16 protein-coding genes and 1 pseudogene are annotated in these 12,938 nt (G+C 53.7%); 7 read left to right on the top strand and 10 right to left on the bottom strand.

Annotated features, from left to right (window positions below; all coding sequences use genetic code 11):
- Positions 1-2 precede the first annotated feature (2 nt).
- From ffh to AC6CHM_RS13915, 3 genes are all read right to left on the bottom strand, one after another.
- The gene (gene ffh / locus AC6CHM_RS13925) at positions 3-1,580 is read right to left on the bottom strand and encodes a signal recognition particle protein (RefSeq protein ID WP_336440388.1); all 1,578 of its coding nucleotides are present in this window, start codon (positions 1,578-1,580) and stop codon (positions 3-5) included.
- A gap of 247 nt (positions 1,581-1,827) precedes the next feature.
- Positions 1,828-2,136 carry a BrnA antitoxin family protein gene (locus AC6CHM_RS13920; RefSeq protein WP_498173551.1) on the bottom strand — a complete coding sequence of 103 codons (309 nt, stop codon included), beginning with the start codon at positions 2,134-2,136 and terminating at the stop codon, positions 1,828-1,830.
- The gene (locus tag AC6CHM_RS13915; RefSeq protein WP_498173550.1) at positions 2,117-2,410 is read right to left on the bottom strand and encodes a BrnT family toxin; all 294 of its coding nucleotides are present in this window, start codon (positions 2,408-2,410) and stop codon (positions 2,117-2,119) included. The genes AC6CHM_RS13920 and AC6CHM_RS13915 overlap by 20 nt, the downstream gene beginning before the upstream one ends.
- A 316-nt stretch (positions 2,411-2,726) precedes the next feature.
- Between AC6CHM_RS13915 and AC6CHM_RS13910 the strand changes: the two genes are divergently transcribed.
- Both AC6CHM_RS13910 and AC6CHM_RS13905 read left to right on the top strand, forming a co-directional pair.
- The gene (locus tag AC6CHM_RS13910) at positions 2,727-3,548 is read left to right on the top strand and encodes a lytic murein transglycosylase (RefSeq protein WP_115054375.1); all 822 of its coding nucleotides are present in this window, start codon (positions 2,727-2,729) and stop codon (positions 3,546-3,548) included.
- A gap of 84 nt (positions 3,549-3,632) precedes the next feature.
- Positions 3,633-5,114, top strand: a complete 1,482-nt coding sequence (locus AC6CHM_RS13905) for a sensor domain-containing diguanylate cyclase (RefSeq protein WP_307281180.1) — start codon at positions 3,633-3,635, stop codon at positions 5,112-5,114.
- A gap of 12 nt (positions 5,115-5,126) precedes the next feature.
- On the opposite strand, the gene AC6CHM_RS13900 is transcribed toward AC6CHM_RS13905, so the two are convergent.
- The 3 genes from AC6CHM_RS13900 to AC6CHM_RS13890 all read right to left on the bottom strand — a co-directional run bounded on the left by AC6CHM_RS13900 (position 5,127) and on the right by AC6CHM_RS13890 (position 7,515).
- On the bottom strand, positions 5,127-6,230 hold the full coding sequence (locus AC6CHM_RS13900) for an oxidoreductase (protein WP_115054373.1): 1,104 nt from the start codon (positions 6,228-6,230) through the stop codon (positions 5,127-5,129).
- Between the two features lie 90 nt (positions 6,231-6,320).
- Entirely contained in the window at positions 6,321-7,073 is a 753-nt protein-coding gene (locus tag AC6CHM_RS13895; RefSeq protein ID WP_498173549.1) for a GGDEF domain-containing protein, read from the bottom strand.
- A gap of 154 nt (positions 7,074-7,227) precedes the next feature.
- A complete protein-coding gene (locus AC6CHM_RS13890) occupies positions 7,228-7,515 on the bottom strand; it encodes a hypothetical protein (RefSeq protein ID WP_498173548.1) in 288 nt (95 codons plus the stop codon).
- Positions 7,516-7,551: 36 nt separating this feature from the next.
- Between AC6CHM_RS13890 and AC6CHM_RS13885 the strand changes: the two genes are divergently transcribed.
- Positions 7,552-7,734, top strand: a complete 183-nt coding sequence (locus tag AC6CHM_RS13885; protein WP_336440393.1) for a hypothetical protein — start codon at positions 7,552-7,554, stop codon at positions 7,732-7,734.
- A gap of 326 nt (positions 7,735-8,060) precedes the next feature.
- Positions 8,061-8,144, top strand: a pseudogene (locus AC6CHM_RS13880) (BA14K family protein); the annotation flags it as partial.
- A 74-nt stretch (positions 8,145-8,218) separates the two neighbouring features.
- Here the strand turns inward: AC6CHM_RS13880 and AC6CHM_RS13875 are convergent.
- The 4 genes from AC6CHM_RS13875 to AC6CHM_RS13860 are packed head-to-tail and all read right to left on the bottom strand — an operon-like array spanning position 8,219 to position 10,672.
- Positions 8,219-8,896 (bottom strand): carbonic anhydrase, encoded by a 678-nt coding sequence (locus tag AC6CHM_RS13875; RefSeq protein WP_115054775.1) that lies wholly within the window; start codon positions 8,894-8,896, stop codon positions 8,219-8,221.
- A gap of 60 nt (positions 8,897-8,956) precedes the next feature.
- Positions 8,957-9,493 carry a GNAT family N-acetyltransferase gene (locus AC6CHM_RS13870; RefSeq protein WP_498173547.1) on the bottom strand — a complete coding sequence of 179 codons (537 nt, stop codon included), beginning with the start codon at positions 9,491-9,493 and terminating at the stop codon, positions 8,957-8,959.
- A 4-nt stretch (positions 9,494-9,497) separates the two neighbouring features.
- Positions 9,498-10,379 carry a pyridoxal kinase PdxY gene (gene pdxY, locus AC6CHM_RS13865; RefSeq protein WP_115054367.1) on the bottom strand — a complete coding sequence of 294 codons (882 nt, stop codon included), beginning with the start codon at positions 10,377-10,379 and terminating at the stop codon, positions 9,498-9,500.
- 50 nt (positions 10,380-10,429) lie between these two features.
- Entirely contained in the window at positions 10,430-10,672 is a 243-nt protein-coding gene (locus tag AC6CHM_RS13860) for a hypothetical protein (protein ID WP_115054366.1), read from the bottom strand.
- A gap of 133 nt (positions 10,673-10,805) precedes the next feature.
- Here AC6CHM_RS13860 and AC6CHM_RS13855 point away from each other — a divergent pair, with 133 nt between their 5' ends.
- The 3 genes from AC6CHM_RS13855 to AC6CHM_RS13845 are packed head-to-tail and all read left to right on the top strand — an operon-like array spanning position 10,806 to position 12,906.
- Complete coding sequence (locus AC6CHM_RS13855; protein WP_115054774.1) at positions 10,806-11,423, top strand: LemA family protein; 618 nt, start codon at positions 10,806-10,808, stop codon at positions 11,421-11,423.
- Between the two features lie 18 nt (positions 11,424-11,441).
- Entirely contained in the window at positions 11,442-12,272 is an 831-nt protein-coding gene (locus AC6CHM_RS13850; protein ID WP_307281159.1) for a TPM domain-containing protein, read from the top strand.
- Position 12,273: 1 nt separating this feature from the next.
- Positions 12,274-12,906 carry a TPM domain-containing protein gene (locus tag AC6CHM_RS13845; protein ID WP_115054364.1) on the top strand — a complete coding sequence of 211 codons (633 nt, stop codon included), beginning with the start codon at positions 12,274-12,276 and terminating at the stop codon, positions 12,904-12,906.
- Positions 12,907-12,938 lie beyond the last annotated feature (32 nt).

Below are 12,938 nucleotides of genomic sequence, written 5' to 3'. Positions count from 1 at the left end.
GATCAGCCTTTCTTCTTTGGAAAGCCGGGCAGACCGCCGCCACCAAGTCCTGGAAGCCGGGGTAATCCGCCTGGACCGCCAAGGCCACCTGGAAGTCCACCAAGTCCGCCCGGCAGGCCACCGCCCTTACCGAAACCTGCTGCTTCAGCCTGTTTCTGCAAAGCCTCAAGCTGCTTGGGATCCATCTTCGACAGATCAGGCATGCCTCCCATGCCGCCGAGCCCGCCAAGGCCCATCTTGGCGCCGAGGCCGCCCATCATCTGCTTCATCATGCCGCCTTTGCCCTTGCCCATCGACTTCATCATGTCCGCCATCTGGCGATGCATTTTCAGAAGCTTATTGATATCGGCGGCATTGGTGCCGGAACCTTTGGCAATACGCTGCTTGCGCGAATGCTTGAGCATGTCGGGATTGCTGCGTTCGGCCTTGGTCATGGAGGAAATGATTGCGAGCTGGCGTTTGAAGATGGAGTCGTCAAGACCGGCAGCGGCCATCTGATCCTTCATCTTGCCCATGCCGGGCATCATTCCCATGATGCCGCCCATGCCGCCCATCTTCTGCATCTGGCCAATCTGGTCCGCCAGATCATTCAGATCGAATTTGCCGGACTGCATCTTCTTGGCCATCGCAGCGGCTTTTTCCGCATCGATGTTTTCAGCAGCTTTTTCGACCAGCGAAACAATGTCGCCCATGCCGAGAATACGATCAGCGATACGGCGGGGATAAAACTCCTCCAGCGCATCCATCTTTTCGCCGGTGGCGATCAGCTTGATGGGCTTGCCGGTGACAGCACGCATGGAAAGAGCAGCACCGCCGCGTCCATCGCCATCCATACGGGTAAGAACAAGACCGGTAATACCAACGCGCTCATCGAAGGAGCGGGCAAGATTAACAGCATCCTGACCGGTCAGCGCATCGGCCACCAGCAGGATTTCGTGCGGATTGGCCTTCTTTTTGATGTCGGCCATTTCGAGCATAAGCGGCTCGTCAATATGGGTTCGGCCAGCAGTATCGAGAATGACGACATCATGGCCGCCGAGCTTGGCAGCCTGTACGGCGCGCGCGGCGATCTCTACGGGTGTCTGACCAGCGATGATCGGCAACGTATCGACGCCAGTCTGAACACCAAGCTGACGCAGCTGTTCCTGGGCGGCAGGACGACGCGTATCGAGCGAAGCAAGCAGAACTTTCTTCTTGGAACGTTCTGTAAGGCGCTTGCCGATCTTGCCGGTTGTTGTGGTTTTACCGGAACCTTGCAGACCGACCATCATGATGACAACCGGAGCCGGGGCGTTCAGATCAATGGTGACGCCTTCGGCGCCCAGCATGTCCACCAGTTCGTCATGGACGATCTTGACGACCATCTGGCCGGGCTTGATGCTTTTCAGAATATCTGCGCCGACAGCCTTGGCACGAACCTTGTCAGTAAAAGAGCGGACGACATCGAGCGCAACGTCAGCTTCGAGCAGCGCACGGCGCACTTCGCGCAGGGCTGCCGAAACATCGGCATCCGATAGCGCGCCACGGCCTGTAAGGCCGTTCAAAATAGAACCTAAGCGTTCCTGTAAGCTCTCGAACATTCAAACTTTCCTTTATCCCTTCGAAGACCGTTCCCCGAAAGATAAGTACCAACCGCGCCATGGCAAAGAGCCACAAGCAAAATGACACCCGAGGGCGCAACGCGCTGTCGGGTGTTGACCTCCGGGATCGTTTGAACCCTTGCGGGGTCCCGGTTGGCTGCTCGGAGTTTATTGCTCGTCGCGGATTGATGCGCGGCTTAAACAGGAAATAGGAAGCGGAGTCAAGATGTTTGGCTCCAACTGGCGCTCAAGCGTTCTTTTTCAACCCGGCTGCTTTACGCAAGGTTTCATCAATACGGCTTTGCCAGCCGGGACCGGTTGAGCGGTAATAGTCGAGCACGTCGGGGCTGAGGCGGATGGAAACCGGCATCTTGGGCGCATCGGCAATGGGACGGCCGGGGCGGCGTTTGGTCAAAGACGTGATCAATACGGTATCAGGATCATCAAGAGCAGCCTTTGTCAGAGCGGCATCTTCTTCACGCGTAATGCTATCCATAGCGCGTTGTATACGGGCACGGTGAACCTTGCGCTCTTCCTCAGTCATAGTTTTGTGCATATTTCACCATTTCCGTTTTTGTTGATTTTCGAAGCGAAATAACCCTAATTTTCTCCCCACGCTCCGTGTAGGTCAGGGTAAAAAGTGTACCGCCAATAAATCCCAGCGCGACAATGCGCTCTTCACCATAAAACTCCCTGTCATCTACATGCTCCAGGCACGTGCTAAACTCAAAGTCGTAAGCTTTGGCGAAGGCCACACCATGCTTTCGCTGGTTGCTTCGGTTCTTTTCTTCGTCCCATTCCAGCCTACTCATAAAAATCGCTTTGGTCAATAATTATTGTATATACAAAAATACAATGAACTCGCGGTTATCAGAATAGATTATCACACTGAAAAGCAGTCAGGCTCTTATCAATTAGTCCAAGGTTCAGAGATGAAACACCCGCAAGCACAACCAAGGATTGTACTTTGTGCGGCCCAAGAAACAGTCTGTGCTTGGACCAAAAGTGTGTGCTTTTAGCCAAAACCGCCTGAAAACCGCCGAAACAAGCGTCATTTCCGGGGCTATGGTGCAATTCACCCAGATGACAGGACACGTGAAAAGTGGCAGATAGGCATGAGACGATTCAACTTTTAAGGAGATATCCATGGCATTTGTTGCCAAAAGCAGATTTTTTGCGGGCGTAGCGACCGCTCTTCTCGGCTTGGCCGGTACAGCGCATGCGGCCGCTCAATGTGGCAACAATTCGTCTGGTTTCCCCGAATGGATTCAGCAGTACAAGCAGGAAGCACAGGCGCAGGGTATTGGCAGCCGTGGCATCCGGGCGCTGGACAATGTTACTTATGCCAGCAAGACGATCAATGCCGACCGGAATATGAAGAGCTTCAAATATTCGCTCGACAAATTCATGCAGGTTCGTGGCGCGCAGACAATTGTCTCCCGTGGCAAGAAGCAGAAAGCCCAGAACGCGGCATTGTTTGATCGAATTGAACAGCGCTATGGCGTGCCTGCAGGTCCTCTTTTGGCCATATGGGGCATGGAAACAGGCTTCGGCGCTTATCTTGGCAGCCAGAATACGCTTTCCGCAGTCGCTACACTTGCCTATGACTGCCGCCGTCCTGACTATTTCCGCCCGCATCTGAATGCAGCGCTGCAACTCGTCGACAATGGTACCCTTTCTCCCGATGCAAAGGGCGCAATGCATGGCGAAATCGGCCAGACCCAGTTCCTGCCGCTCAACGTGTTGAAGTATGGAGCCGATGGTGACGGCAATGGCCGCATCGACATGGTGCGTTCCAAGGCCGATGCACTGGCTTCCACGGCAAATTTCCTGCGCGGTCATGGATGGCAAAAGGGTGCTGGATATCAGCCCGGACAGCCTAATTATTCGGCTATTCAAGGATGGAATGCCGCGAGCGTCTATCAGCAGGCAATCGCCATCATGGGTGCACAGATCGACGGCCAATAACCATCGTCGACCCTGTAGACCCGGTGCAAAGCGCCGGGTCTACCCAAGCAGAACGCTCCTCAAAGCCCAAGAGTCCAAACTGCAATGAACGACCATATTGATCAAAGTACCGAGAGCGATACATTCGATCTCGCGCCTATTTCATTGTGGCTGGAAGATTTCAGCGATGTCCGGACTCTTTTCGAAACGTGGCGCAAGGCCGGTATTACGGACGTCAAAGCCTACCTGCTGGAAGATGTTGCGCGTATTCGCGAATGTTCGCGTCGGATCCGTGTTCTCAAGGTCAACAGGAAGACGCTTTCGCTTTTTCAGGCAGAAAGTTTCGAAAGCCTGACAGCCAATCTTGGCTCCATCTTCCGCGATGACATGCTTCAGTCCCATGTTCAGGAACTGGCGGCGCTGTGGAATGGAGAGACAGAGTTCTCCAGTAATACGGTCAACTATACTTTGTCGGGAGGGCGGCTGGATATTCAGTTGCGAGGTGCGATACTGCCTGGCTACGAACAGACCTGGGAACGTGTTCTGCTTTCCATCGAGGATGTTACGGACCGGGAAGATGCGCGCCGTCAGCAGGTTGCCAGCAAACAATATGCAGAAGGGCTGTTCGAACATTCGCCCGTTTCATTATGGGTCGAGGATTTCAGCCGCATAAAGAAGCTGCTGGATGAAGTGCGCGACCGGGGCATAACGGATTTTCGGATATTTACAGACGTTCATCCGGAGTTTGTCGGGCAGTGTGCCAGTGAAATCCGCGTCATTGATGTTAATCGCGAAACGCTGAAGCTTTTTCTGGCTCCGGACAAAATGACATTGCTGCGCCGTCTGCCGGACGTTTTTCGCGACGTCATGAACACCCATTTTCGCGAGCAACTCATAGAATTATGGAACGGCAATCTGTTTCACACTCGCGAGACAGTGAACTACGCGCTCGATGGTACGGAGCGCCATGTTCTTCTGCAATTTTCAGTCCTGCCGGGACATGAACAGGATTGGTCGCTGGTTCAGATTTCACTGACGGATATTACCGCGCGCAAGAAAGCGGAAGCCTATCTGGAATATCTGGGCAAGCATGACGTGCTGACGAAGTTGCACAATCGTGCATTCTATGTCGACGAGTTGAACCGGCTTGAGCGACGCGAATTTTTCCCGGTTTCCATCATCATCCTGGACCTCAACGGTCTGAAAGCCGTTAATGATCAGTGGGGCCATGGGGTTGGCGATGGCCTGTTGCGGCGCATGGGCGAGGTGCTCGGCGAAGCAGTAAAGTCTCCTTCCTATGCGGCACGCATAGGCGGTGACGAATTTGCGGTGCTCCTGCCATCAATCGATGAGCTCGGTGTAGCCAGCATGGTCGATGAAATACGCAGCCTGATCGAGATTAACAACCAGTATTATTCGAACATTGTGTTGAAGGTCTCAATTGGATGGGCGACGAGCGCAATGGGAGAAAAGCTGGAAGCCGTTGCCAAAAGGGCTGATCTGCTGATGTATGAGGACAAGCACCAGCACTATACGAAAGCCGGGGACAGCCTTCCAAGCCGATCCCCGCGGAACGATTCTATTTGAACAAGAAAGGCTTTAATCTGTGTGGGCGAACAGTTTCGGGTAAGCACGGGGCTGGCAGCGCAGATATTGCGGTGGTGCAAACGTCTGGGCACCGAGTTTGGCTGCTGCGTGCCATGGCCAGCGCGGGTTATAGAGAATTGCGCGGGCAAGTCCGATCGCATCCGCATCTCCATTGGCGACAATCGCCTCGGCATGTTCCGCTTCGTTGATCAGACCCACAGCAATAGTTGTCATCCCGGTTTCCGCCTTGATCTTTCGAGCAAGATTGACCTGATAGCCGGGGCTCAGCATCATTTGCTGCAAGGGTGAGAGACCACCACTCGACACATGGATCGCCGCACAACCAAGTTTCTCCAGCGCCTTGGCAAAAGTTACGGTCATATCGGCATCCCATCCTCCTTCAACCCAATCGGTTGCTGAAACACGGATCCATACGGGCCTATCGGCAGGGAAGGCCGAACGAACCGCTTCAAATACTTCAAGCGGAAAGCGCATGCGATTTTCCAGGCTGCCGCCATACTCATCCTCACGCTTGTTAGAAAGCGGTGAAAGGAATTCGTGCAGTAGATAGCCATGGGCGCCGTGCACCTCAATGCCATCTATTCCCAGCCGGGCGGAACGCTCGGCAGCAGTTGCGAAGGCATCACGAATGCGCGCAAGCCCAGCCTTGTCCAATGCGACGGGTGCATCATATTCATCCAGATAAGGAATTGCTGATGGTGCTTCGGTTTTCCAGCCATCCGCATGATCGGGTGCTATTTGTTTGCCGCCCTTCCAGGGCAGATCAACCGATGCCTTGCGTCCCGCATGGGCCAGTTGTATCGCGACTGGCATGGGCGAATGTTCCCTTATCGCCAGCAATACTCGGGCGAGAGCAGCTTCGTTGTTGTCGTTATAAAGTCCAAGGTCCTTGTAGGATATGCGCCCTTCCGGGGTCACGGCGGTTGCTTCGGTGATCAACAAGCCCGCGCCTGACAAAGCGAGATTGCCCAGATGCATCATATGCCAATCCGCTGCGTTGCCGCCTTCGGATGAATATTGGCACATGGGAGCAATGATAATGCGGTTTGAAAGGTCTAGCGTACCCAAACGCAATGGCTGGAACAAATGGCTCATGATCGTACCTCGGGAGATTTTTCGGAAGGAGATAGCTGCCCTGCAAGATGATGGGAGTCTGCGGTTAATTCAAGTCACTCAAGGCGGCTCTCAACTGGAAGAGCCATAGACAATACGGTCGCGCCCCTGTTCCTTTGCCTGAAAAAGACATTGGTCAGCACTATCAACAAGCTGCTCGAGAGTTTGGCCGGACGTGTGAAATGCGACGCCAATACTGACGGTGACCGATACATCGCGCTCGCCTGCGCGCCGCGTAACAGCCCGGCAGCCGGCAAGTATCCTGTTGGCAACCCAGGCCGCCTGGCCATAATCCGCATCGGCGAGAAAAACGGCAAACTCCTCGCCGCCAAAGCGTGCGCCAACGTCGCGGCGTCCCATCATTCCACGAATTAATATGCCGATATCCAAAAGGATGTCGTCTCCCAGCGCATGTCCGTATCGGTCATTGACCTGTTTAAAGTGATCGACATCGACGTAGAGAATAGCGCCTGCACTCAAAACGGGATTGCCGGACTGAATGAAATGGTCCACGCGCAGGTAAAACTCATGCCGGGTGAAGAGCCCTGTCATCCCGTCCTTGCGAAAGGCTGTATCCAACTCACCGGTCATTTGTTTCAACCGGTGATTCCAACTGACGAGAAACGCGCAAAGAGGCCCGCCGACAGTGAGGACAATGAGGGTTGTGAGATAAATTGTCTTATCGAGTCGGTTGTAACCGCCAAGCAAAAAGAACGCTGCAGCCATGGCATCTGCCAGCACAGTGCCAATCACTACCATGATCAAAACTTGCATTACCGGCGACAGACCTGCAAATCGTGTCGACCAGAGATTATAAAAACGCATTTCCACCTTTCAGCATTCATGGGCAAGCATAGGCTTTAGCCATGAAAAAACCTTTCCGAAACAAGGTGAATGATTATTGTATAAATTTTGTATGCGATCTTGAATTACGGGCAAAAAAGAGCCGGACTAAAAAGCCCGGCCTGAATTGTGAAGGTTAAAAACCTCCAGAGGGGAACAGCCATCGCGGCAAAATGGGAGGAGTACCGCGATGACTGATTGCTACATAAGCCTCTTTTTGCAGCGCAACAATCACTATAAATGCATAGCTGCTATGCATTGCGGTGAAATTATAATCATTGAAGGTGCATTTCTGAGCAGGTGCAGCATAATTACCCAATAGAATGCCCGGCCTGGCAACGATATTCCTCAACAAAGACGCTGAAAGATTGCGAATTAACGCGATCATCCGGCTGTTGCGTGATAGGCATGCGACGGATGTCACGTTATGTCCTCACATACCGGCAAGGAGATCAGGCAAATGGCGATAAAATTCGCACAAAAGACAAGCGACACGAAAACTCCGCCGGAAAGCAAGGCGACGCCAAAGGCAAAGCCAGCGGAAAACGCTGAAATCACGGCTATTGAAGCAAACAAGAGTGAAAACGGCACGGATCTTTTCGAAACCAAGGCCGAAACCTCCAAGCGTAAAAAGAAACGCTAAGCCGCATCCTTGAATAATAACCGATCGTTCACACTCTGTTCATGAGTGAAGGCGCACTCATAGGTTGTGGAATTCAAGGAGCATTCATGAAAAGAATAATCTCAGCGATTGGTGCCGGTGTTGTAGCCGTCATTATCGGTTTTACTTCGGTGGTGTCATCTTACGCAGCGCCTGTTGCGCCATCACAGGTTCAGGTCACCTCTCTCGTCGAAAAGGCGCAGTATCGCGAAAAGCGCAAGCACCGCGCCGAGAGACGCCATGATCGCCGTGATCGATATGATCGCTACGAGCGTCGCTCACATTATGACAACAGGCGCGAGCGCCGCTGGAATGGTCACCGTGGTTACCGCGAAAAGCGCCATGGCTATCGCCGCGGTCATGATGGCTGGTGGTATCCGCGCGCGGCCTTCATTATCCGCGCCTATTGATAGCTGGATAAAAACTAAAGATTGTTACTAAAGAGCGGCCTCGAAGGCCGCTTTTTTTAACTCTGCTCTGAAATCTCGGCGACACCATTCTCTTCCGGGTCCGGTCTTAGAAAATCGCCTGTTTCAGGATTCATGATCCACAGTTCACCGGTGGAAATATCGAACCAGGCACCATGGAGCGTGAGCCGGCCCTTTTTCTCCAGAATATCCACGCAGGGAAAACTGCGAAGGTTTTTCAGGGAGTAGCGGATAGAGATGCGTTCCAGTGCGGTCTGGCGTTCGAAAGGCGTCATCAGCTCATTGGCAGCAACAGCTTCTGCAGCAGGAGCCACAAGGCTCATCCATTTGCCGATAAAATCGCCCGGCGACAATGGCTGGCTATCCGGATTGAGCGCAGCTTTGATACCCCCGCAACGGCCATGGCCCATGACGACAATATGCTTGACCTTCAGGCTCTGCACCGCAAATTCGAGTGCGGCCGAGGTGGAGTGATATTCGCCGTCGGGCGAATAGGGCGGCACGAGATTTGCCACATTGCGAACAACGAAGATTTCGCCTGGTGCCGTATCAAAGATGATTTCCGGGGCTGATCTCGAATCGCAACAGGCGATGACCAGGGTTTCGGGCGTCTGGCCTTGTTCTGCCAATTGCTTGTAGCGCATCGTCTCGTTGGAGAAGCGATGAGCCATGAAGTTGCGATAACCGGTGAGGAGTCTCTCGGGAAGCAGGGTCATGGGCATGCTCTAATCCTGATTGCTCAAAAATTCAATTGGGCTGGCACCAGCGGCTGGGTGCTAGAACAACAGATACCAGAATAATGCTGTTTCATCGTGGGTAGCAGGAATAGCGGAGTAAATGCCTGTGTCGAAACCACGCAGGATAAAGCCGTAACGCTGGTAGAAAAGGCAGGCATCAACATTGTTATCCTGGGTTTCGAGCATAATTCCGGAAAGGTTGCGTGACCTTGCCCATTCCATTGCCGCGTCAAGCAGCATTCGCCCGATACCAGCCTTGCGGTGGCTTATATCCACCTTGATACTGTCAATAATCGCATAGCCGTTCCAATTCTCGCTGACGAGAAGCAGGCCCGCCGGCCGCTGATTGTTATAGGCAATGATGGCAACCTTGGTTTCGGCTCCAATATAGCTGGCGAGATCGTCAGGGTTGTCATGCTCGTAGCGTTTTACGCGCGGCTCTGCAGGAACAACCGTAAAGTCAACGATGTTTTGGCTCGATGAAAGCAATAGGCGGGACTTAATATGAAATGACCCGTCAATTGCCTCCACATCATCAGCATGTGCTGCTGTGAATTTCTTCAGCACGATTGTCATGACTTCAGGCCCTGATGCCCTTGGTAGGATGAGTCAAACGGCGCATTTGCACCATTGCCATTGGTGTAGAGAGGCTCGAGGCATCGGCTTCGAGCATGAGTTCGTCCGCGCCGCGCTTGGCAGATCGCGCCATGATCTCAAAAACAGAGGCGGTGGTTCGTTGCAGCACCTGTTCCAATTCGATTCCTGAAAGCATGCGGGCAAGGAACAAGGCAGAAGTCAGATCACCCAGGCCATTGGTCGGCCCGGTGACGAGGCGATGCTCGGCAAGAAGCGCGAGCGTGTGATTGATCAGAAGATTACCTGTTCCGCCTGCCAGCATGGGATGGGCTGACGTGACAAGCATTGTGGCGGGACCCGCGTGAAGCGCTGCCTGCATGACAGCCTTGTTATCAGGCAGATCGGCTCCGGCCAGCCACGCAAGCTCAAACCGATTGGGCGTCGAGATATCGGCCAGCGGCATAAGTTCGTCTCTAATAGCGATTGCTGTCGCCTCGGGAACATAGAGGCCTTTTTCATCACCGATCACGGGATCACAAAGATAAAGTACTTTCTTGTTTTTTTCCTTGATGGTTTTGACAAGACGGGCCACGGAAGAGGCCTGCGCAGCATTGCCAAGATAACCACTCATGATGCCGGTTATTTCGCCGAGCCAAGGCGCGCGTTCAAGATCTGCAATCAGGTCGTCGAACTGTTCGGCAGGCGGCACAATCCGCTTGGCCGGGCCATGTCCCGGATGCCATGGCAGGATGACGGTCGGGACGGCCCAAACGGGATGCCCCAGTGTCTCCAGCGCAAAAACAGCAGCGCGATTGCCCACCGAGCCGCGCACCACATGACTGGAAATGACGATGACGGCATTGGAAGATATAGCGGGATTATTCATTGGGTACTCATGCGCGAGTTGGGAAAAGGCGGCCTAGGCGGTCCATTTTACTAGCCGAAGAACGAGATCAAAAACCAGATAAACATGGCAATGACGACAAGCAATCCCAAAGCCCTGCCAATGCGTGTGCCGAGAACCTCGATAGGGTCGGAAGCATCGGCGTCCTTGGCCGAAAAATGGCCTTTGGTGCGATCAGTAAATGAAAGGCCGCTTGAAACGGTTTCATCTCCTACACGTTGCAGTATACGCTGCGCTTCCTTGCCCTGCTGATTGTCTTTTTTGCTGCCTGTCATGGTGGCCCCGTTGCTTCACACTCAGCATAGCGCTTTGCCAGTTCCTTTTGGAATAAAAAATGGCTAGGCTCGCACATATGCGGTCATGGCCGCTTGGGGACGAGTAGAAATTGGAGAGTGGACTATGCTGTATATGAGCTCATCGCTGGCACCCCGTCGCAAAATGGGACGGGTTCTTTCCGTCTTGGCACTGGCCTTGCTTGTCCCGCTGCTATCGGCCTGCGGATTCAACACGATCCCGACCAATGAAGAACGCGCCAAGGCAGCATGGAGCGATGTCCTGAACCAATATCAACGCCGAGCCGATCTGATCCCCAATCTCGTGGAAACCGTCAAAGGTTATGCCGCTCAGGAAAAGGACGTGCTGACCTCCGTGGTGGAGGCGCGTGCCAAAGCGACTTCGGTCCAGGTGTCCCCGGAGACATTGACCGATCCCAATGCGATGAAAGTATTCCAGGAGAATCAGGCTCAGCTGACCGGCGCGCTGTCGCGCCTACTGGCGGTGGTCGAGAACTATCCTGACCTGAAATCCAACCAGAACTTCCTGGCCCTGCAATCGCAGCTTGAGGGTACGGAAAACCGCATTGCCGTTGCGCGGCGCGATTATATCGAAGCGGTGCGAGTCTATAATACGGCGCTGAAAACCATGCCGACAATGATCTGGGCGTGGATATGGTTTACCGGCAATGAGCCTTATCAGACTTTCAACATCGAAGATTCGGCGAAGCAGACGCCTCAGGTGAAATTCTAGGCATTTGATGTGAGAGCAATGCGTCCGATAGCTGCCGGTGCCAGCCGCCTTTGGCTGGCTCTTGTTCTGCTGGCTGTCTTTTCCGTTCATGCCTTTGCAGCGGAGCTGCCAGCGCTGACCGGCCGTGTTGTTGACGGTGCAAATGTCATCGAGCCTGAAACTCGCGAAGCGATAACACGCCAGCTGGAAGCGTTTGAAACGAAATCCTCAGATCAGGTCGTCGTCGTGACAGTGCCTGATCTCGATGGTCAAGATATTGAATCCTACTCCAACCGGCTTTATCGCCATTGGGCACTCGGACAGAAGCAGGAAAATAACGGCGTCTTGCTCGTCGTTGCCCCGAATGACCGCAAGGTCAGGATAGAGGTCGGCTATGGTCTTGAAGGCACGCTGACCGACCTGCTGTCAAAGCTCATAATTGAGAACAGCATTATTCCCGGTTTTCGGTCCGGTGATTATTCCGGGGGAATAGCGCGCGGTGTCAATGATATAGTCCAGGTTCTTTCCGGTGATTCAGCCGAGCTTGAGGCTCGCGCCAAGCGCAATATCAAAGAGCCCAATACCGATATCGACTGGTTCATGGTGATCTTCATCACGGTATGGGTCATCATTTTCTTCGGCGGTTTCGGCATGGCGGTATTGGCCCCGGTTTTCGGGCAAAAGATCGGACCCGGCCAATATCGCTGGCTCGGAATGAATATCGATACAAGGCCATCAAGGCGCAATGGCGGTGGCGGCAGCGGGGGTTGGTCTTCCGGTGGTGGTGGCTGGTCGTCCGGTGGCGGTGGTGGTGGATTTTCGGGCGGCGGCGGTTCTTCCGGCGGCGGCGGCGCATCGGGGAGCTGGTAGATTGGCCTTAATCACAGACATTGATCACAAACGTATTGCCGAGGCGATCCGGTCTGCTGAAAGTCGCACGAGCGGCGAGATCTATGCCGTGGTTGCACGGCGGAGCGACAGCTACTTCTTCGTTGCCGGTTTTACTGCCGCATGCGGTATTTTACTCGCCGCCGTGATCGTCGCGCTTGCCGCACATTGGTACTGGTTCATCATACCGCTACCGACATTTGGCCTTGCCATTCTTGCCGCATTCCTGACCGCAGTGCTGGTGCTTTGGCTTGTGCCCGGCATAACGATGCTGCTCGTGCCGCGGCAGGTCCGATATCGCCGCGCGCATCAAAATGCCGTTCAGCAGTTTCTTGCGCGCAATGTTCACCTGACAACGGAGCGAACCGGCATATTGCTGTTTGTTTCACAGGCCGAGCGCTATGCGGAAGTGATTGCCGATGCCGGAATCAATGCCAAGGTTGGACAGGAAGAGTGGAACGGGATTGTCAGCCTGCTTACGGATCACGCAAAAAAAGGCGAAGTTGCATCAGGATTTCTTCAGGCGATTGAGAGAGCCGGTTTGCTGCTGGAGGAACATTTCCCGATTGGTCATGAAGATGTCAATGAACTCGATGATCATCTCGTCGAATTGTAATATTCTTGCGTGTCACGCTATTTTCACGTTTG

The sequence above is a fragment of the Phyllobacterium sp. GQ127 genome (genome assembly GCF_059758635.1).
This window is presented reverse-complemented; position numbering and strand designations above follow the sequence as displayed.